The sequence below is a fragment of the Mycobacterium sp. genome (assembly GCF_035499775.1).
Lineage (GTDB): Bacteria > Actinomycetota > Actinomycetes > Mycobacteriales > Mycobacteriaceae > Mycobacterium.
Genome location: NZ_DATJYB010000367.1, coordinates 1 through 18,945, shown reverse-complemented (window position 1 = coordinate 18,945; position 18,945 = coordinate 1). Strand labels below are relative to the sequence as shown.

The 18,945-nt window shown below is 64.8% G+C and carries 18 protein-coding genes and 1 pseudogene; 9 read left to right on the top strand and 10 right to left on the bottom strand.

Translation table 11 applies throughout. The features are described 5' to 3' along the window. From VML93_RS22745 to VML93_RS22735, 3 genes and pseudogenes are all read right to left on the bottom strand, one after another. Positions 1-258, bottom strand: a pseudogene (locus VML93_RS22745) (hypothetical protein); the annotation flags it as partial. A 138-nt stretch (positions 259-396) separates the two neighbouring features. Continuing rightward, the gene (locus VML93_RS22740) at positions 397-531 is read right to left on the bottom strand and encodes an FAD-dependent oxidoreductase (protein WP_325614534.1); all 135 of its coding nucleotides are present in this window, start codon (positions 529-531) and stop codon (positions 397-399) included. Continuing rightward, positions 528-2,291, bottom strand: coding sequence for a DUF3556 domain-containing protein (locus VML93_RS22735; RefSeq protein ID WP_325614532.1), 1,764 nt, complete (start codon positions 2,289-2,291; stop codon positions 528-530). Before VML93_RS22735 ends, VML93_RS22740 begins: the two co-directional genes overlap by 4 nt. A 422-nt stretch (positions 2,292-2,713) precedes the next feature. Between VML93_RS22735 and VML93_RS22730 the strand changes: the two genes are divergently transcribed. The 3 genes from VML93_RS22730 to VML93_RS22720 are packed head-to-tail and all read left to right on the top strand — an operon-like array spanning position 2,714 to position 4,787. After that, complete coding sequence (locus VML93_RS22730; protein ID WP_325614530.1) at positions 2,714-3,424, top strand: toll/interleukin-1 receptor domain-containing protein; 711 nt, start codon at positions 2,714-2,716, stop codon at positions 3,422-3,424. Then, positions 3,397-4,125 (top strand): hypothetical protein, encoded by a 729-nt coding sequence (locus tag VML93_RS22725; RefSeq protein ID WP_325614528.1) that lies wholly within the window; start codon positions 3,397-3,399, stop codon positions 4,123-4,125. Before VML93_RS22730 ends, VML93_RS22725 begins: the two co-directional genes overlap by 28 nt. After that, on the top strand, positions 4,122-4,787 hold the full coding sequence (locus VML93_RS22720; protein WP_325614526.1) for a tetratricopeptide repeat protein: 666 nt from the start codon (positions 4,122-4,124) through the stop codon (positions 4,785-4,787). The genes VML93_RS22725 and VML93_RS22720 overlap by 4 nt, the downstream gene beginning before the upstream one ends. 27 nt (positions 4,788-4,814) lie before the next feature. On the opposite strand, the gene VML93_RS22715 is transcribed toward VML93_RS22720, so the two are convergent. Together VML93_RS22715 and VML93_RS22710 are read right to left on the bottom strand one after the other, a co-directional pair. Next, on the bottom strand, positions 4,815-5,387 hold the full coding sequence (locus VML93_RS22715; protein WP_325614524.1) for a sensor domain-containing protein: 573 nt from the start codon (positions 5,385-5,387) through the stop codon (positions 4,815-4,817). Then, positions 5,284-6,348, bottom strand: coding sequence for a serine/threonine-protein kinase (locus tag VML93_RS22710; protein WP_325614539.1), 1,065 nt, complete (start codon positions 6,346-6,348; stop codon positions 5,284-5,286). Before VML93_RS22710 ends, VML93_RS22715 begins: the two co-directional genes overlap by 104 nt. Before the next feature lie 449 nt (positions 6,349-6,797). On the opposite strand from VML93_RS22710, the gene VML93_RS22705 reads away from it, so the two are divergent. Then, positions 6,798-8,234 carry an SPFH domain-containing protein gene (locus VML93_RS22705; RefSeq protein WP_325614522.1) on the top strand — a complete coding sequence of 479 codons (1,437 nt, stop codon included), beginning with the start codon at positions 6,798-6,800 and terminating at the stop codon, positions 8,232-8,234. Positions 8,235-8,288: 54 nt separating this feature from the next. Here VML93_RS22705 and VML93_RS22700 read toward each other — a convergent pair whose 3' ends face one another. From VML93_RS22700 to VML93_RS22690, 3 genes are all read right to left on the bottom strand, one after another. Next, positions 8,289-9,449, bottom strand: coding sequence for a cellulase family glycosylhydrolase (locus tag VML93_RS22700; protein ID WP_325614520.1), 1,161 nt, complete (start codon positions 9,447-9,449; stop codon positions 8,289-8,291). Positions 9,450-9,805: 356 nt separating this feature from the next. Beyond that, a complete protein-coding gene (locus tag VML93_RS22695) occupies positions 9,806-10,402 on the bottom strand; it encodes a hypothetical protein (protein WP_325614518.1) in 597 nt (198 codons plus the stop codon). A gap of 45 nt (positions 10,403-10,447) precedes the next feature. Further along, positions 10,448-11,179 (bottom strand): C40 family peptidase, encoded by a 732-nt coding sequence (locus VML93_RS22690; RefSeq protein ID WP_325614516.1) that lies wholly within the window; start codon positions 11,177-11,179, stop codon positions 10,448-10,450. 154 nt (positions 11,180-11,333) lie between these two features. Here VML93_RS22690 and VML93_RS22685 point away from each other — a divergent pair, with 154 nt between their 5' ends. Genes VML93_RS22685 through VML93_RS22670 form a run of 4 tightly spaced genes read left to right on the top strand, consistent with a single transcriptional unit; the run spans position 11,334 to position 15,303 of the window. Further along, the gene (locus VML93_RS22685) at positions 11,334-12,590 is read left to right on the top strand and encodes a sulfotransferase (protein WP_325614537.1); all 1,257 of its coding nucleotides are present in this window, start codon (positions 11,334-11,336) and stop codon (positions 12,588-12,590) included. Between the two features lie 14 nt (positions 12,591-12,604). After that, a complete protein-coding gene (locus tag VML93_RS22680) occupies positions 12,605-13,843 on the top strand; it encodes an MBL fold metallo-hydrolase (RefSeq protein ID WP_325614515.1) in 1,239 nt (412 codons plus the stop codon). Positions 13,844-13,853: 10 nt separating this feature from the next. Then, positions 13,854-14,324, top strand: coding sequence for a VOC family protein (locus VML93_RS22675; protein WP_325614513.1), 471 nt, complete (start codon positions 13,854-13,856; stop codon positions 14,322-14,324). Positions 14,325-14,331: 7 nt separating this feature from the next. Then, the gene (locus tag VML93_RS22670) at positions 14,332-15,303 is read left to right on the top strand and encodes an LLM class flavin-dependent oxidoreductase (RefSeq protein WP_325614511.1); all 972 of its coding nucleotides are present in this window, start codon (positions 14,332-14,334) and stop codon (positions 15,301-15,303) included. 71 nt (positions 15,304-15,374) lie between these two features. Here the strand turns inward: VML93_RS22670 and VML93_RS22665 are convergent, their stop codons facing one another. Further along, positions 15,375-15,773, bottom strand: coding sequence for a hypothetical protein (locus VML93_RS22665; protein WP_325614509.1), 399 nt, complete (start codon positions 15,771-15,773; stop codon positions 15,375-15,377). Between the two features lie 202 nt (positions 15,774-15,975). Further along, entirely contained in the window at positions 15,976-17,205 is a 1,230-nt protein-coding gene (locus VML93_RS22660) for a cytochrome P450 (RefSeq protein WP_325614507.1), read from the bottom strand. A 138-nt stretch (positions 17,206-17,343) separates the two neighbouring features. On the opposite strand from VML93_RS22660, the gene VML93_RS22655 reads away from it, so the two are divergent. After that, positions 17,344-18,945 (top strand): ATP-binding protein (locus VML93_RS22655; RefSeq protein ID WP_325614535.1); only part of this gene is annotated, 1,602 nt, incomplete at its 3' end.

The window sequence follows — 18,945 nt, the reverse complement described above, 5'->3', positions numbered from 1 at the left end:
CGCGCACAAGGCCCGTGCCTGCTCCGTCCGGAAGAACCGGGCCGTCACCGATGCCGGCAGCACGGTCGGCGCGCCGAACCGCGCGAGCGCCAGCGGATGCTTCGGCAGCCGCAGAAGCGGCCCCATGATGTCCTCGGTCAGCAGGTCGAAGTTGCGCGACGGTCTGCCCGGACAGCCCGCGCCACCGTGGCCCGTCCGCACCGAGGCCGTGGGCCGTCGCGTCGATGTCGCGGTAGGGCACCCCGCACGAGCCGTCATCGAGGGGGTGTGCACAGTCCACCTCCGGCCAGAGCCACCGCAGGCCGTAGCGCTCGAGATCGAGCCCATTGAGGAACGGAGACCCGACGGCCATGGGATGGATCGCCGAGCACACATCGTGGATCAGCCCCGGCAGAGTCAGGTCGGCCGAGCGGACGCCGCGCCGACCTTGTCCGCGGCTTCCAGCACGGTCACGTCCACGCCCTCTTTGGCGAGCGCGACGGCGGCTGCCAGGCCATTCGGCCCGGCGCCGACGATGACCGCGGCACTCACGAAGCCACGCCAGCTGTAAACGTGACGTTCAACGGGATTGGCCCGTTGGGCAGCCAGGGCTGCTCGTTGACCGCGTCGGCGACCTTCCAGGTACCGCGCTGGATCACGCCGAGGTTGGCGTCGATGAGCTTGTAGTGCTGGACCCCACTACCGAAGGCCTCCGATTCCACCCAGGCGATGATCAGTTCGCCGGGCTCGAACTGGGCCTCGTCCTGCACTGCCTTGATCATTTCCTCGTCGTGTAAGTGGCCGTCGCCGAAGTTGAACCCGATGATCGTGTTGCACAGGGTCTCGCCCTCCCGCACGGTCCGAGAGTCGATGTCGGGGAGGTTCTTCACCAAGACCGAGAACAAGCCGCGAGCCTGGCTGTGCTGGGCGCGCCAGCCGAGGATGCGCTGCGTCGCGATTTCCGCCCACATCGGCTCATAACCGAAGTCGACCAATTGGTCGGGGGTGTTGCGGGACGAGCGGGTGACCCGGTTCAGCTTCGCCTCGGCGCCCGGGGCGAACGCCCAGGTGGCGGTCGCCCAGTTGCCGGCGTACTGCCGCATCGCCGGCAGGAACGAAACCTTGTCCGGCCGGATGTTGCCGAGGACCGGGTAGAACACCAGTGCAGCGGCGATGGCCAGGGTCAGCCACGGCGATGACATGTTCCAGATGGCGTAACCATCGCTGTTCGGGAAGCCGAGGAACAGGAATATCGCCGCGTAGCTGAACAGCACGTTCCATTCCACCGGCACCGCCAGCGGGAACGTCGAAATGATGAAGAGGTGGAAGCACACCATGATCGCCACTGCTCCGTACGTCAGCCAAGGCCACGGCGAGAACAAAAGGGCAAGCGGGGCAACGATTTCCACCACGGTGCCGGGTACGTGCGCCATGAAGCTGGCCAGATGCGACGGGCGCATGTCGTCGGGCCAGTGGCGGTAGTGCGCCCGCTTAATCGCCTTGAACGGCAGGGTCGGGCTGTTGGCCACCATGGGCGGGATGACGAGGCTGAAATGCAACCCGAACTTCGAGAAGCCTGCGGCGACCCAGACGATGACGATCAACAGCTTCAGCGCGATGATCATGTCGACGAACGGCAGCACCGTGAAGAAGAACAAAGCGGGCAGGTACTGCTCACCTCGCGCGGCCAGGAAAATCGTCTTATCACGGAGGCCGATCACCACCAACAACACCATCAGCGGGATAAACAGGACGGGGTTGACCAGGCCGGAGGTGTTCGCTGGGAGGACCGCCGACAGCGAATCGCTATGCACGCCGGGTAGCACCAGCGGGACGACGACGCTGACGATCAACGCGAGGTACACGACGATGTCGAACCAGTTGCGCCGGCTGCCCGCGGTGAACGGCACCCACTTCCACGGCCGCAGCCTGATGGTGCTGGGGCGCGCCCAGAACCGGTAACCGCCGGTCATCGGCTTGATCTTGCCGGCGAGCGGCCCCCAGGAGCCCGCGACGCCGATGATCTCGAGCAGGATCGTCCACAGAATCGCCTTCTGATACACGATCGGCTGGTTCCACCAGCCCGACACATGCCAAATCGCCGGCAAGCCGGACGTCACGGTGGCCACCGTGATGCCCAGGACGGCATAAAAGAAGACGAGCTTGACGATGTAGAGCACGTGGACCATCCGTGCGACGCCGAACCCGTCCTCCGACCACGTCAGGACGAGCGTCCTGATGCGCTCGAGAAACGGCTGCTGCAGAAATCTTTCGGGATCTAGGTCAGGCTGGTGGGGTTTGGTGAAACCCATGGTCGGCTCCTCCGTTGAGTACTCTCAGGCTAGGTTTCTCGCCCGATTTGCAGGGCTCGTTTGGACGTGATGACTGCTACCACAACGGTAGGAATTGGCGTTCTGCATCACACCGTCCCGATGGAACGAAGCTGGATCACGTTGTTGGCCCGTGCGCACAACCGCTTCGAGTGCAGGCTGACGGACGCCAAACTCGACACACCCAGGCGGTGGCGTTTGGGGCGGGCCCGGAACTGTCGCCCGCGGCCGTGTCGGTGGCCCGCTTGCTGGTGTCGGGGCGCGTCCCGTCGGTGGAGGAGTGGGCGGTGCTGCGCCGAGACTATGTCGCCGCGTTTGCTCGGGGCAGTCGTTCTTTCGACACCTTGTCAAAATCGCGGATACGCTCGCACCGTATGCGAGACGGGTGACCGGGAGGCTTTGGTGTGGCGAAAGTATTTGTCAGCTACTCCCGGCAGGACGAGGTCGCGGTCACGGCACTGGTGGCGGATCTTGACCGCGGCAATCTCGACGTCTGGTTCGACAAGGAGCTCCGGGGCGGTGACGCGTGGTGGACCGAGATCCTCGAGCAGATCCGAAAGTGTGAAGTTTTCCTTTTCGCACTGTCGGACAGTGCCCTTCGTTCGAAGCCCTGCCGGAGCGAGCTCGGCTACGCCAGGGAGCTGAACCTGCCGATCCTCCCGGTGCAGATCGGCGAGGTCAGCAGCTATCGGATCGACCCCATCTTCTCCGTGCAGGGCATCGACTACCGCGACGCCAGTGCGGCAACCGGTTTCGCGCTGATGGGTTCTATTTACCAACACGCGGCCCGCCGGGCCGAACTGCCAGAGCCGCTTCCGGCGCCTCCGCGGATCCCCTACGAGTACCTGCAGAGGCTCGGGGTCACGATCCATAGTTCCGAAGAACTAGCGCCTTCGGTACGACGGCAACTGGTCTTCGAATTGCGCGCCGCTCTGGAGGAGGAACACGAACTATCAGTTCGCACGGACATCATCGGCTTGCTGCAAACCATGCTGTCCCGCGCGGACGTCACACGGGCGAGGAACCCACCGACTCCCACGCCGCCACCGTCGCAGCACCGAGCCCTTCGGAAGCCCAGCTACGCGCGATGTATGTGGAAGCCCGTGCGGAGCTGAGGGCGCAGCGTTACGTGACCGCGGTCGACCTGCTCGATAATCTCCTCAGCCTCGACCCGTCTTATCGCGACGCATCGGCGCTGCGCGAAGCCGCTGCGGCGCAACGAGATACCGCATTTACGTATCAGCAAGCGGTGAGCGCGCAAGACGCTGGTGACTGGGCGGCGGCGATACGGCTCTACACGCAGGTCCTGGAAGCTGACCCCGCTCACCGCGATGCGGCAGAACAACTTCAGAGATGCGAGCAGGCCCAACGGATCAACGACCTCACCGACGAGGCGCAATATCACGCGCAACTCAAGAATTTGCCGGCGGTCATGGACGTCATCGCCGAACTATCGAATCTGGATTCCGCCGGCGCGGATGCGGCTTTTCGGCCGCTGGACCCCGACACTGCGTTCGAAATAGGAGTCGCCACAACAGATCGTCGCTCGACCTCGACGGCAGTGCGTGCATTTCGACACGCCGCTGAAGCCGGCCATACCGAGGCCATGGTCAGGCTCGGGGACTTGCTCCGGCACAGCGACGAATCTGGTAACCGAGATGCAATCCACTGGTACACCAGAGCCGCCGATGCCGGCAACGCCGACGCCATGGTTGCTCTCGGCGATATTGCACGCTTTCGAGACTGGCCCGACGGCAGCGAAGCACAACGGTGGTGGAGCAAGGCCGCCGCGACCAGACAGATCCGCCAAACTTGAGCGCGGCACAGCGCTGGTATGAGCGGTCTGCCGAAGGGGCCTTGAGCGACGGCAATTCATGGTTTTATACCTGTGTCGCAAAGGATCTCGCTAGATTATTCGCCGATAAGATGACTCCGCCGGATCTGGCCGCCGCGCAACACTGGTATGAGAAGGCCGTCGACGCCGGCGACGATTCCGCGATGACGGATCTCGGTGACCTGTTTGCGGACAAAATGGACCCGCCAGATCTGGCTGCGGCGCGGCACTGGTATCAAAGAGCCTTCGAGGAAGCCAGGGCGGAAGGCGACTCGGTTCGGTTCCACCAAGCAGCAGATCGGCTCGCTGCACTCTTCGCGGACAAGACGAGCCCGCCGGATCTGGAAGGGGCGCAGCGCTGCTACCGGCAAGCCGCCGATGCCGGCGACAGCTACGCCATGCTCCAGATCGGTCAGTTGTGGGCTGAAAAGAGCAGTCCGCCAGACTTCACCGCCGCGCAGCGCTGGTACGAGAGAGCCGCGCAGACCAGAGATTCCACGGCCATGGAGTACCTGGCCGTCTTGTTCGAGTTCGCATTTGACCCGCCGGACATGGCTATGGCACAACACTGGCGGGACAGGGCGGCTCAGGCAAGAGCGACCACTCACGGACCACGAGAAGCCGGGAGTTCAGCGCATTCGTGACGGCCGTATGCAATCGATCCAATGCAATTATTGGGTTACTTTGGCCACCATTTTGTCGGCGATTTGGCGGGCCTGGTCAATAATCTGAAAGCCGCACACCTCCACGTCGAGGACCACATTTGACACCGCACTCAGGGCGTGCTGGCACGCGTAGCCGTTGCCGATGGCAGGCGTCGTCTTTCGCTGCGCAATTGTCGGGACATCCCCGACGAGATCCCCGATGTTCCACTGCACAGTTTGGCCACTTTCCGTCAGGGTGACGGTTTGCCCGGCACAGCCCCGCCATTTGCCGGCAGAGCTCTTCAGGGTTGATTGAAAATGGGCCCGGATTGCATAGACGCGCCCATGATGTCGCTGACGTCCGGCGCGCTGAGCAGGATGGATTTCAGCTGGTCTGGGCTCACCATCGGGGTTGCGGGGGGTGCGCTCGACGAGGTCTCCGAGCTCGTCGAGTTCCGTTGCGCGCCAGGTGTCATCGGGCCCGGACCCCCGATGATCACCACGACGATCGCGATCGTGAGTATGGCCGCCGCGGCCGCAGCACCGGCGATGATCCAGCCCTTTCGGGATGCGCGTGAGGGCACAGACCCCCCGACCCACGGCGGCCCAACCGGGGTGAAGTACTGCGGGGTCGCCGGAAGGGTGGGGCCCACGCGCCGGGCGGCGCCATCGGTTGCGGACCGAAATTGGGCCCGGGCGGTGTGACAGATGGCCAGGTGGCGGAGCCCGGCGCCGCCTGAGAGGGGGCCGGGACCGCCGCGTCGATAAGCACGCGACCGGCGGCGATGGCCAGTTGCTCGGCGGTTTGATAACGCTGGTCGGGGAATTTGGCCATGCCGCGCGCGACCACCTCGTCGAACGCGGCCGGTACGGCCGGATTGACCACCGACGGTTTCGGGATATCCGCGGTCAGGTGCGCGGCGATCTGCCGTTCGAGGCTGTTTCCTGGATAGTGCTGCTGCCCGGTCAGGCATTCATAAAGCACACACGCCAACGCATACACATCGGCGCGCGCGTCGGCGGCCCTGGAGCTGAAGCGCTCCAGTGCCATGTAGGCATAGGTGCCCAAGAAGGCGCCGGCGCTCGTCAATTTCGTGGCCGATGCGTCATGCGCGATCCCGAAATCGATCAGGTAGACAAACTCGTTGGCGGTCAGCAACACGTTGGACGGTTTCACGTCCCGATGCACCAGTCCCGCGTCGTGGGCGGCATCCAGCGCGGCGGCGACCTGCTCGATGACCTTGACGGCCAGTCGCGGGGTCATCGGCCCGTCGCGTTCGAGACGGGTTTTCAGGTCGACGCCGGCGACGATCGGCATCGTCAGATACAACCGGCCGTCGATTTCACCGGCCTCATAGATCGGGACGATGTGCGGCTCGTTCAACCGCGCGGCGGTGGCGGCCTCCCGGCGAAAACGCTGCCGATACATGGGTTCTGACGCAAACTCGGGAGGCAGCACCTTGATGGCGATCTCGCGACTCATCATCGTGCCGTGGGCGCGATAGACGCTGCCCATGCCGCCTTCGCCGATCAACTCGATCAGCCGGTAGCGCCCGGACATCTCGTCCACGGGCAGCCTCCCTAACAACCCCAGATGCTACCAACCATGCTGGTTTCCACCCTCGGTCGATCGATTCGCAGTCGCGCGCTTTTGCGTCTTTTTTCGATCTGGCAGAAGGGCGCTTCGAGGTCGAGAATTGTTGGGATCGGTAGCCGAAACGAACGCAAGAATTTCGCAAACGGTGGGCGATAACTTAGGGCCCGATCGCTCGAAAGGACGACCATGAGCACCCTCGCACCCTGACGCGGATCATCGCCGTCGCACTGCTGCCGTCAGGCTGCGGCGACAAGGCGCCAGTTGAAAGCGAGCCCATAGCCCAGGTTGTCAGCGGCAGAATCCCCGAGCACGGTTGCTGACACAAACAACACCCAGACCCACTTCGCCGGCCGGCGGTCAAAACGCCGCCGACGAAGGAAGGCAATCAAAACCACAAAGAGAAGGAGAAATAGATGTTCGGTTACCGGGTGCCGAGTCCCGATCAGGCCATGCTGATTTCGGGTGGCAAACAAAAGACCGAAGGCGCGCAGTTCAAGGTAGTGATCGGCCACGGCGCGTGGGTGATGCCCGGCTTTCGCAAGGTGCGATTCTTAGGTCTTGACCTGCACAAGGTGGAGATCGAGGAGACCTGCCGCAGCACCGAGGGCATCCTGCTGAACCTCAAGGCCGTCGTGGCTTTCAAGGTTCAGTCCGACATTCCCGCTGTCAACGCCGCTGCTCAACGCTTCCTGGGTGAGCAGCGCAAGGGCGAGATGGAGGACATGACCCGCAACATCTTCGCCGGACACCTGCGCTCCATCGTCGGGGCCATGAAGGTCGTCGACATTCACCGCAACCGCGACGCGTTAGCTGAGGAGATTCTCAAGCAGTCACAGTTCGAGATGAGCAAGCTCGGACTCACGGTGGATTCGCTGCAGATCGAGCACTTTGATGACGCCGGTTCTGGCTACCTCGACAACCTCGCTGCACCTCACCTTGCCGAGGCCGCGAAAGACGCCGCCATTGCTGCCGCGAAAGCTGATCAGGAATCAGCCCAGGCGCGGCAAGAAGCCGAGCGTAAAAAGAACGACCAGATCCGCGAGACCCAACTCAAGCAGGCCACGATCAAAGCCGAGGTGGACAAGGCCAACGCCGAAGCCGCCGCTTCAGGCCAATTGGCCCAGGCCGACGTCGAGCGACAGGTGCTGGAGCGCCGGCAGGCGGTGGCCGACACTCACGCCGCGCTGCGTGAGCGTGAGTTGATCGCCGAGCAGATCAAGCCCGCAGAGGCCGCGGCTCGGCGGCTACGCATTGAGGCCGACGCCCAGACCAGTGCGGCGGAGGCTGCCGCCAAGCGGGCCGGGCATGAGGCTGACGCTTCGGCCACTCGCGAGGTGAAGCAGGCCCAGGCGGCGGCGGCCAAGGTCAAACTCGACGCCGAGGCCCTGCGTGATGCTGCGACCTTCAAGGCCGAGGCCACCCGCGCCGAGGGTGAGGCGAGAGCCGCCGCCCGTCGGGCGGAGGGTGAAGCCGAAGCCGCATCAAAGGAGGCGTACGAACTGGCCGAGGCTGTCGGTGCGCTGAAGAAAGCCGAGGCGCTGGCCGCCAACAACAACGCCCAGATCGAGGCGAAGCGGGTCGAGGTCATGCCCCAGATCGCCCGCGAGCTGGCTCAGGGCCTCGGGTTGCAGCACGCCAACCTCAACATCCTCAACGGCGGTTCGGGGCTGGCCGAGTTGGTCGGCGCTATTGGCCCGATCTATCAGATGGTCACCAGCATGTTCGGGCCCAAGGCGAATGGAGGCGCCGACGGCGAGCAGCCATCTGTCGGCGCCGACCTTTCGCACACGTTGCGCGAGGTCGAGGAAGGCGCGAAGGCGCTGAATAGCGACCGGGCGGCGAACCGCTGACGGATGGGGGGTTGGGCGAACCGCCCAACCCCCCGCCAATCGGGCCTCCCGCAGCTACCGAGCGCCGCCACCTCGGTCCTGGGCGTACAGCACATTGCCGGTCAGGCTTCGCATCGTTTGCATTTCGCTGTCCCGATAGGGCCGCCCGTCGGGTAGCAGGAGGTCGTGGAACCACACCTTCGGTGGCGTCGGGTACGGGTGGTCCCAGGAATCCCATGGGAAATAGGTCTGAGTTTTGCCGGCTACCAGTCCCCAATTGAACGCACCGACGTTGTGTCGCTTGGCAACCGGCAGGATGCCTTCCACGGTGCTGCCCTGCGACCGGGCCATGTACTCGGTGCACATGATCGGCCGTCCCAGCGGCGTAAGTTCACGGATCCGGGACTCGAACTCGCCCGGTGGGGCATAGCTGTGGAATGTGATCACGTCGGAGTTGTCCAGCTGAATGCCGGCGATTGTGCTGCGGCGCGCCGCATCTCCCCATTCCCCGTCCCAGACGCCGCTGGTCAGCGGTTGACCCGGACCGACCGAACGCGCCCACTGGAACACCTGTGGCAGCAACTCCGCGACCCGGTCCAGTTTGTCTTTCCGCTCGACCTGGCGATACACCTTGGCGGGATTGTCGGGCTCATTCCACAGGTCCCAACCCAGAACCCGGTCGTCGCTGCGGAACTGGCTCAACACCCCGGTGACGTAGTCCTGCAGAACGCTCCGATAGCCCCGATCGTCCAGGTGCTCGGCACCCGGGCTCTGTACCCAACCCGAGTTGTGCACACCGGGTCTCGGCGCGCGCTGACGCCCGGGCCGGGGCAACGGATCCCAGCAGGAATCGAACAGGACAAAGAGGGGTTTGATGCCGTGCCGCGCCGCGATTCCGACGAACTGCGCGAGACGGTTCTGGAAGCCTTGGCGGTCCTGCGCCCACAGCTGGTCGTGCAGGAAGACCCGCACCGCGTTCACCCCGTGCAACCTGGCCGCGCCCAACTCGGCGTCGATGCGGCGGGCGTCGTAGGTGTCGGCCTGAAACATCTCGAGCTGATTGATGGCGGTCGAGGTGATGAAGTTGGCGCCGACGAGCCAGCCCTGCGCTTGATACCAGCGATTGACACGGTCGGTCGACCAGCGTGCTTCTTCCGCCGAAGCGCGGGGTGTGTGGGCCAGCGCCATGCCGGCCGCCAGCAGCAGGGGCACCTTCAGGGCCGCTCGACGGTTCACGGCGCGAGAGTAGTCGCGCCCGGGGGTGTCGTCAGGGACGCACTCGCTCGAGGTAGTCAATTGTTATCTCGTTGTCATCCAACAGTATTGGAGGGTATTTAAGCAGCTCCGCCGCGTATCGTGAGCGCGACTCGCGGACAATATCGTCCTTGTCTTGACGGATTCTTGGAGAGCCGGGCGGGATCACCGCAGAGGATGCCGTAACGGCCATGGGCGTGCGCCGCCGAAGCAACCACGAACCCCACCTGCGGAAACCCCAAATCCGTTGTGCTCACGGTATTTAATGACGATTGTAGCGACTGGATGAAGCCTACGTCGGGGTCCGGCGGTCGGGTGCGGGAATCGAAAAAAGGTCGTTACGGCGACAGCGACGGGGTCGTGATGATGGCCGCGTTCGGGCTCTCCGTCGTAGAGGTGGAAGTTTTGGGCTTCCTGGTACGTTTCGTCGTCTCTTTCGTCGTGCTGGTTGTCGTACTGGTGGATGGGACGACGCTCGTCGATGGCGCACTGGGACCCGACATGAGCGACGAGACACCCCAGATCAACAGAGCGATCACAGCGATGACGACTACCGCCACCGCCAGCAGGACGAGGGGCTTGCGATACCACCGAACTCGAACCGGCGCCGGGGTTGTCGCGTCATAGCCGGGCGGCACCGGGGCGGTGCCGGGCGGTGGTGTTGTGGCGGGCGGGGCGCCGACGGGCGGTCGGGCGCCCGTGGGCCCGGCGCTCCCGAGGCCGGCGGCCTGTCGGGCCGCGGCGGCTGCGTCCTGACTCGACGCACCGGCCAGTGCCGCACGCAGAGCCGCCTCGGCGGCGGCTTGGACGCGGGCTTCATCGCCGCCGATCTGTCTGCGCACCCAGTCCTGCCACTGAGCCCTCTTCGCGTTCAGCTCAGAGTTAGTGCCCTGGGCATCGGTCATGGTCACCCCATACAGGTCGGTAACAGACATACATGATCGCATCCGTCCACGGCCGGTGCGCGACGGCAACCTCGATCAGGCACGCAGGTGATAGTTGCGGTGCTGATCATGCCGCAATGGGCTGACTGCAACGGGCTGACCCGATTGCCCAGCGTGGACCATGAGCCCGTTGCCGGCATAGATCGCCACGTGAGATGAGTCCCCGCGCGGCCCATAGTAAATGAGATCACCGGGCTGAAGCGCCGAGTCGGGAACCACCGTGGCACCGTGGGAGGGCAGTACGTCCTCCTGGAAGACCGTATTGCCGCAGCCCAGGTCGAATCCGCTGCCCGCGTGGGTGGCGAAGCGCGCCAAACCCGAACAGTCGAAGCCGGTCCGGTTCTCGTCGTTGAATGTCCAGGATTCGTCGGCGGTGTCATGGCGGAAACCGACCGATACGCCGGCTGCCTTGGCGTGGCCGCCGCCCCACGTATAGCTCACGCCCTGCTGTTTGGCAGCTGCTCCAAGGGTTTTCAGGCCGGGATCAGACACTGAATCGGGGTCGGGCAAGACCAATATCGTCGGATCGACCGGTCTGGTCGTCGCCCCGTTGGCCTGTGACAGATACGTCAGCCACGCCTGATCACGGTCGGGCCCTGGCGGGCCGTCATATGCCGGCGGGCTGTCCTGCAGCGGCACCTGATCCGACGAACCGGCGGCGACGGCCATCGCCGGATCGTCCGCGGGGTCGCCGGCGAGAGTCGGGCTCAATCCGGTGCCGTAACCGGGGTCGCCCGGGTTCGGCCCGGGCACGGCGCCGACGAGCACCGGACTTCCTTTCTGCCGAGATCAGAGACTGGGCGGATTCCCGCTGCAGGCTACCGCCCCATCGGTTGCGCAGGGGAGGTGGATTAGTGAACGGTGCCGGCCGCGGCTAGCGTCTTTGTCATATTTCGATCGGGATGTCGAGGAGGTCCAAGCCATCGACGACATCGACGACATCGACTTCGACGATCTGACGTCGCCCAAGCTGACCGACATCCAACGGCAGATCCTGAAGTACACCGAGGCCAGGCACGTCGAGTTCGACATCGAGCGGATGCTCGCGCAGGCAGTTGCCGAGGCGGGTGTCGGGGACCTGGACGATGTGGACGGCTTCGGTGGGCGCCTGGCCGCCCACGTCGCCGCGATCGAAGGCGACGAGGGGCTGACCCAGCTCACCCGCTCGTCGCTGCGGCAACGAGTGGTCCGTCTGCTGCGGAACCGGTTGTCGTTGACCGACCTGCTCAAGCGGTATCCCGAGATCGAAGAGATCCCGATCGACAAGCCGCTCATTGTCGTCGGCATGCCGCGATCCGGTACCACGCATCTGGTGAATCTAGTTGCCGCCGACCCGCGACGACGGGCCTTGCCGTACTGGGAGAGTCAGGATCCGATACCGGCTCGGGGCCAGGGCGCCGACATCTTCGGGGTCGACCCGCGCTACGCGCGAGCCAAGGCCGAACACGACGCACTGATGGCCAGCGCCCCGTTGGTGGCGGCCATGCACGACCGGTTCCCCGACGCGATCGAGGAAGAGGTCGAACTCCTCGACCTCGACCTGGCCGGCTACGTGCTGGAATGGCATGCGCGCGTTCCTGACTGGCGTGACTACTACCTGGGGCTCGACCAGACGCGGCACTACGCATACCTGAAAAAAGTGCTGCAGGCGTTGACATTCCTGCGCGGCCCGCGGACCTGGGTGCTCAAGAGTCCGCAGCATTGTGAGCAACTCGGCCCGCTGATGACGACCTTTCCCGACGCGACGGTGGCTTTCACGCACCGCGATCCCGCCGCGGTGATCCAGTCGGCGATCACGATGATGGCTTATTCCGACCGACTGCGCCGGACGAGCATTGAGCCCGAGTGGCTGCTGGACTACTGGGCCGATCGCGTGCACCGACTGTTGAGCGCGTGTGTGCGCGACCGCGAGCTGGTTCCGGCCGAACGCAGCATCGACATCAGCTTCCACCACCTCAACGGAAACGAAATGCATTTGCTGGAAGAGCTTTACCGACGTGGGGGAGTCGAATTGACATCGCCGGTACGTGGACGATTCCAGCAATACCTGGACGGCAATCCGCGCGGCAAGCACGGGCGTATCCGCTACGACCTGCAACGGCACTTCGGCGTCTCAGCCGACCAACTCCGCGAGCGATTCGGCTTCTACTTCGACAGGTTCGACGTCCGCCCCGAATGAAGGAGAAAGCAGCGATGTCCGAACCGATCTATCGCAGCCGGCCCGGCGCCGACGCGATGCGTCCCGCGGCCGCAGAACACGCCGAGCAGATCGCCCCGGGACTGTGGTGCTCACCGGGTCTGTCGAACACCTACCTGCTGACCACCGGCGAGGGCCGGGTGATCGTCAACACCGGGATGGGCTTCGAGGGCCCGGTACACCGCGCGAACTTCGACGTCGTCGACTCCTCGCCGGTACGCTACATCATCTTCACGCAAGGCCACGTGGACCACGTCGGGGGATTGGACAGTGTGCGTGACCCCGATACAACGGTTGTCGCGCAGGCGAATTGGACGCTCTGGCGAGACGACAACGAACGCCTCATCCCGTATCGCGCCAGCCGTAGCGCATTCGCCTTCAAGGACACGCTGGCGACCGGTATCCAGGCCATCCAACGACGTCTCGGTACCGAGCGCCTGCCTGGCCAGAGCGTCCCGACAGTCGATCTCGACTTCGAGGACACGCTTACCCTCGAGGTCGGCGGACGACGGCTGCAGCTCATCTCGGTACCCGGCGGAGAAACCAACGACTCGTTGGTGGTGTGGTTGTCTGAAGAAGGAATCTGCCTGTGCGGAAACACCTTCGGACCGATATTCGGGCATATCCCCAACCTTGTCACCATGCGCGGCGACCGGTATCGGGACGCTTTGAAGGCCATCGCATCCGTCGAACGGGTGCGTGATCTGGGGGCAGAGCTACTGGTGACAGGTCACTTCGAACCGATTGCGGGCGGCGATCGCATTCGCGCCGAGTTGACCAGGCTGCGTGACGCGATTCAGTACGTCCACGACCAGACCGTCGCCGGGATGAACGCCGGCAAGGATGTGCGGACTCTGATGCGCGAGATCGCCTTGCCCGCGGAATACGAAGTGGGACAAGGCTACGGGAAGGTGGCCTGGGATGTGCGCGCCGTCTGGGAAAATTACTCGGGCTGGTTCCATCACCGCTCGACGACCGAGCTGTACCCGGTTGGCTTCGATGCCGTCAGCGCCGACGTGGTCGAACTGGCCGGCGCCGACGCGCTCGTGGATCGGGCGCGGGCACACCTGGATGCGGGCCGTCCACTGCACGCCGTCCACCTCGCCGAGCTGGTCCCCGACGATCACCCGGGGGCGCGCGAGGTATTGCGAGCCGCCCACGAAAGCCTGTTGGCGGAAAGTAGTAATTTCTGGGAAAGCGCTTGGCTGCGTGCCTATTTAGAGAGAAGCAGATAGCGAGGAACTCATGACACTAAGACCGGAGGATCTCTACCACACCGGCGTCGTGGTGCCCGACCTCGAGGCCGCGATGGCCCGCCTCACGTCGTTGGCCGGCTATCAGTGGATCACTCCGCTGTCGTACACGCTTCCGTTCCGCACCGCGGCCGGCGGGACACATGAATTCACCTCGACGATCGTCTATTCCCTACAGAGTCCGCACATCGAACTCATCCAGGAGGTTCCCGGGAGTCCGTGGGTGGCGGCGCCCGGCAACTCGGTCCATCACCTCGGTTACTTCGCCGACAATCTGGCCGACACCGCGCGAGCGCTTCAGGACAACGGCTTTGCTTTCGAAGCCACCGCCGCCGTCTCGGGGGCGGAACTCGAGCTATTCGCCTACTACGTCGATGCATTCGGCACTCGCATCGAGATCGTCGACCGCGCACTGTTTCCCGACTGGCCCGCATTCTTGCGCTCCCAAACCCCTGATCGGTAGTCCCGGCATGCTGATCACGGTGCTGCGGTTCAACTTCGGCTCCCCACAAGGGAATCCACGCAAGCAGAGCGAGTTGATCAATGCCGCTCTGGAGCTGGCGCAGTGGGGCGAGTCGCATGGCATCACTTCGGTGAGCGTCGACGAGCATCACGCCACCGGGCACGGCTGGAGCTGCAACCCGATCATGGCCGCCGCGATGTTCCTGGCCCGCACCTCGCGGATGATCGCGAGCGTCGACTGCGCGCTGGGTCCGTTGTGGAATCCGGTCCGGCTGGCCGAAGACATTGCGCTGGTTGACAACATGAGCCATGGCCGGTTGCTCACCACGGTGGGTCTGGGCTACCGCACCGTCGAATACGACTCGCTCGGGGTGGATTTCAGCCAGCGGGGCAAGTTGATGGACAGTCTGGTCGAACGGATGCTGTCGGTGTGGGCAGGCGCGGATCCGGACGCGGGAATCTGCACCGGTACCTGGACGCAGCCGCATCCGACGCTGTTCGTCGGCGGCGGTGCACGCGCCACGGCCAGGCGAGCGGCGCGGTTCAGGCTGCCGCTGAGCCTGGCCGATCACCTGCCCGACATCGCCGACTACTACCGCGAGCTGTGTTCGGAGGCCGGCATCAAACCACTCATCCTGATGCCCGGGCCGACCAACCGCGGAATGATCTACCTGCACGAGGACCCAGAGCGGGCATGGGCGGAACTCGGCGATTACATCCTTTGGGAGGCAGTCACTTACGGCGGATGGTCAAGCGACGAACGATCTTTGATGCACCTGCCCGGGGTGCAGACCCTGGACGAGGTCAAGGCATCGGGACGATACCGGTTCCTGACTCCCGACCAGCTCATCGCCGAAGTCCGTGCGGCCGACCAGTACGGGCCGATCGTGTTGCACCCGCTGGTCGGCGGCATGCCGGTCGACGAGGCGTGGAAATCTCTCCAACTGCTCACCGACGTGGTGATGCCGGCGCTGAACTGATGCGGGCAAATCGTGTGACAACCGGCGGAGTTTGCCAACGGTACAAACGCCGGGCGTGAACCGGCGACCCGTCAAATGCCGAACGATTGCGGCGACGGCGGTGGCTCCCAGCTGCTCACTACCAGCGGCAGCGAGACCGCCTCGCCCCCGCCGTTCACCACGATCATCCAGCGGCCATCGAACGGCAGGTTTACCGCGATCTCGAAGAAAGCGAACCCGGGGAACTCGCCGAGGGAGGCTTCCGGCACCTCGAAGCGCAGATGCTGTGCCTCGTCGAGCGTCGGCGGCATGATCTCGACATCGATGCGGCGGTCGGAGTTTTCGGCATCGGCCCGGGTCAGCACTACCAACACAAATCTGGCTGACCGGTCTGGCCCGACAGTGAACCTGGCCAGCACCCCACCCTGGACGTTGAGTTTGTTATCTACCGTTGCAGCTGCTTCAGCCAAGAAGGCTCCGGTGACTATCACACCGGAGAACTTAGCGTGCGGTCGGCGGTGGGCGGGGTGGAACGCGCAGAAGTTACGGCATCGCTTCGGCCCATTGCACGTGTCCCTGGAAGCCGACCGAGACGGCCAGCACCCGGTAGCGGTCTCGAAGTTCGAGGTAACCGGCGTCGTCGCCGCGGGCCTTGGCCAGCAACGTTCGCAGTGCGCCGACAAAACACCTGGATTAACGACCGGCGTCGAATGCGATGGGCAATGAAGCCGGGCCGCTGATCCCGGCGATCGGCTTCCACGGGACGGGGCCGGTGCGTCGCGCATTCGGCATCCGCCGAGTGATGACCTTCAGGGCTTCGGCGAGTTCGATTCTGGCGAGGTGGGCGCCCAGGCAGTAGTGCGCGCCGCCGCCGAAGGTCAGCATCGGTGCCGGGCCCTCCCGCGCGATGTCCAGGCGATCGGGATCGACGTATACCGCCGGGTCGCGGTTGGCGGCCGCGGTGTTGGGCAGCACGTAGGCGCCGGCCGGGACGAGGGTTAAGCCCAGTTCAACGTCGGTGGTCGCGACGCGTAGCCCGGCGAACGTGATCGGGAAGTGGCGCATCACTTCCTCGACGGCTTTCGGTGCCAGGCCGGGATTTTCGGCCAGTAATGCCCACTGGTCCGGATGGTCAGCCAACACCTGCACTGCGGCGGCCAACTGGTTTCGGGTGGTTTCGGTGCCTGCGTTGAGCAGTATGGCGACCAGGTTGACCAGCTCGTCGTGGCTGAGCCGGTCGCCGTCATCTTCGATGCGAACGAGTTCCGAGATGAGGTCGTCGCCCGGCGCGTGCCGGCGGCGGGCGATCAAGTCCTCCACATAGGTGTCCAGTTGCCCCCACGCCCGCAGAATCGCGGATTCCGACGCGGCGACGTTGTCGCCGAAGGCTTTACTGATGTCGTCCGCCCAGCCCGAGAACAGTTCCCAGTCCCCAGCGGGTGCGCCCAGCAGGGCGCAGATGATCGGAACCGGGTAGGGCCGGGCGATGTCGCGAACCATGTCGCAGTGACCCGCCGCGCTGTGCCGGTCGAGCAGCTCGGTGATGACGGCGGCGCATGCCGTTCGCATCCGCTCGGCGGCCCGCGGCGTGAACGCTCTCGATACCAGGCGGCGCAGCCGTTGATGCTGGGCGGTGTCGACGCACATGATCGTCTGGCACACCTTGTCCGACACCGGTCCCGAGGTGATGCCCTGCACCACCAGGCCCATGCCGCGCGGCAGTTCGAAGCGCGAATCGCGCAGCACGGCGCGCACCAAGTCGTAGCTGAGCACCTCGGGGCCGTAGGGGCCCAACGCTATCGGCGCCTGCTGCTGTGCCTGCCGGATGATGCGATGCGCCGTGTCCGGATCTGCGGCGTCCTGGTAGGCGAAGGTCGGCCAGTCGACGTCAAAGATGTGCCGGGTGTGCGTGGTGGCGGTCATGGTCCGACTATCCGGCCGTTACGGCCGCAGACCATCGGGGCAAGCCCCTATCTTCGCGGCGGACTGGCACGTAGGTAGGCGCGGCCTTCTGAGGGTTTATAGGTGATTTGCCTGATGTTCTGCGATCTGCGTCACCGCATGCTGGCTAACATGAGCGAGACTGACTGGAGCGAAGTGGGCGTAAGCGGACTTCCGACTGGAACAGTGACGTTGCTGCTGGCCGACGTCGAAAGCTCGACCCGGCTCTGGGAAACGCAGCCCGATGAGATGGCCGCCGCGGTATCACGCTTGGACCAGCTGCTCTCGGACGTGGTCGCCGCCCATGAGGGAGTGCGTCCGGTCGAGCAGGGTGAGGGCGACAGCTTCGTGATCGCCTTTGCTTCTGCTTCTGATGCGGTGGCCTGCGCGCTGGATCTGCAGCGAGCGCCGCTGGCCCCGATCCGATTGCGCATCGGGATCCACACCGGCGACGTGCGGCTGCGCGACCAGGGCAACTACATCGGCCCGACGATCAACCGCACCGCTCGGTTGCGGGATCTGGCTCATGGCGGGCAGACGGTGTTGTCCGGCGCGACCGAACTACTGGTGGTCGACCAGCTCCCACCCGACGTGTCGTTGACCGAACTGGGCACTCACCCGCTGCGTGATCTACCCCGGCCCGAGCGGGTGATGCAGCTGTGCCACCCCGATCTGCGCAACGAGTTCCCGCCGCTGCGCACACCTAAATCCCTTGTCTCTCATAACCTTCCGGCACAACTGACGAGTTTCGTTGGGCGCCATGAAGAAATCGGCAACCTTCGCGAAGCGCTGGCGAGCAACCGGCTGGTCACCCTTACTGGCGCCGGCGGGGCGGGCAAGACCCGCCTGGCCGTGCAGGTCGCCGCGGCACTGGCCGAAAAGTACGACGACGGAATCTGCTACGTGGATTTGGCGCCGATCACCCATCCCGCTGTTGTGCCAGTCGCCGCGGCCCGTGCGCTGGGGCTGCCCGACCGGCCCGGTCAATCGACCATCGACACGCTTCAGCAGCATCTGCGCGACCGTCACATGCTGCTGGTGCTGGACAACTGCGAACATCTGCTCGACGCGTCCGCCTCGATGGTCGGTGCGCTGCTGGGTGCCGCGCCGAGGCTGACCGTCCTCGCCACCAGCCGTGAACCCCTCGGCGTTACGGGTGAAGCGGGCTGGCAGGTGCCCTCGCTCTCGCTGTCCGATGACGCCATCGAGTTATTCGCCGATCGTGCTCGGTTAGCTCGAAGCGACTTCATCGTTGACGACGACCCGCGAAAAGGAAATGCCGGCGCGGTGACCGAGATCTGTCGGCGCCTGGACGGGATGCCGCTGGCGATCGAGCTTGCGGCGGCGCGGGTGCGCACCTTGTCGCTGACGGAGATCGTCGACAGCCTGCACGACCGGTTCCGTCTCTTGACGGGTGGCTCCCGGATCGCGGTGCGCCGGCAGCAGACCCTGCGCGCCTCGGTGGATTGGTCGCACGCATTGCTCACCGACACCGAGCGAATCCTGTTCCGCCGGCTGGCCGTATTCCTGGGTGGCTTCGACCTCGACGCCGCCCAGGCGGTCACCGGGGCCGACGGGGTGGAGCGCTACCAGGTGCTGGACCAGCTCACCCTGCTCGTCGACAAGTCGCTGGTTGTCGCCGAAAACACCAGCGGCTCAACGAGATACCGGCTCCTTGAGACGGTGCGCCAATACGCGCTCGAGAAGCTCGGCGAGTCTGGC

Bases quoted from the DNA above. Each gene is read 5' to 3' on its own strand.
- VML93_RS22675 (WP_325614513.1), top strand. From the start codon at position 13,854: ATGACACTAAGACCGGAGGATCTCTACCACACCGGCGTCGTGGTGCCC.
- VML93_RS22710 (WP_325614539.1), bottom strand. From the start codon at position 6,348: ATGTCCGGGCGCTACCGGCTGATCGAGTTGATCGGCGAAGGCGGCATG.
- VML93_RS22735 (WP_325614532.1), bottom strand. From the start codon at position 2,291: ATGGGTTTCACCAAACCCCACCAGCCTGACCTAGATCCCGAAAGATTT.
- VML93_RS22670 (WP_325614511.1), top strand. From the start codon at position 14,332: ATGCTGATCACGGTGCTGCGGTTCAACTTCGGCTCCCCACAAGGGAAT.
- VML93_RS22680 (WP_325614515.1), top strand. From the start codon at position 12,605: ATGTCCGAACCGATCTATCGCAGCCGGCCCGGCGCCGACGCGATGCGT.
- VML93_RS22660 (WP_325614507.1), bottom strand. From the start codon at position 17,205: ATGACCGCCACCACGCACACCCGGCACATCTTTGACGTCGACTGGCCG.
- VML93_RS22695 (WP_325614518.1), bottom strand. From the start codon at position 10,402: ATGTCTGTTACCGACCTGTATGGGGTGACCATGACCGATGCCCAGGGC.
- VML93_RS22725 (WP_325614528.1), top strand. From the start codon at position 3,397: ATGTATGTGGAAGCCCGTGCGGAGCTGAGGGCGCAGCGTTACGTGACC.
- VML93_RS22705 (WP_325614522.1), top strand. From the start codon at position 6,798: ATGTTCGGTTACCGGGTGCCGAGTCCCGATCAGGCCATGCTGATTTCG.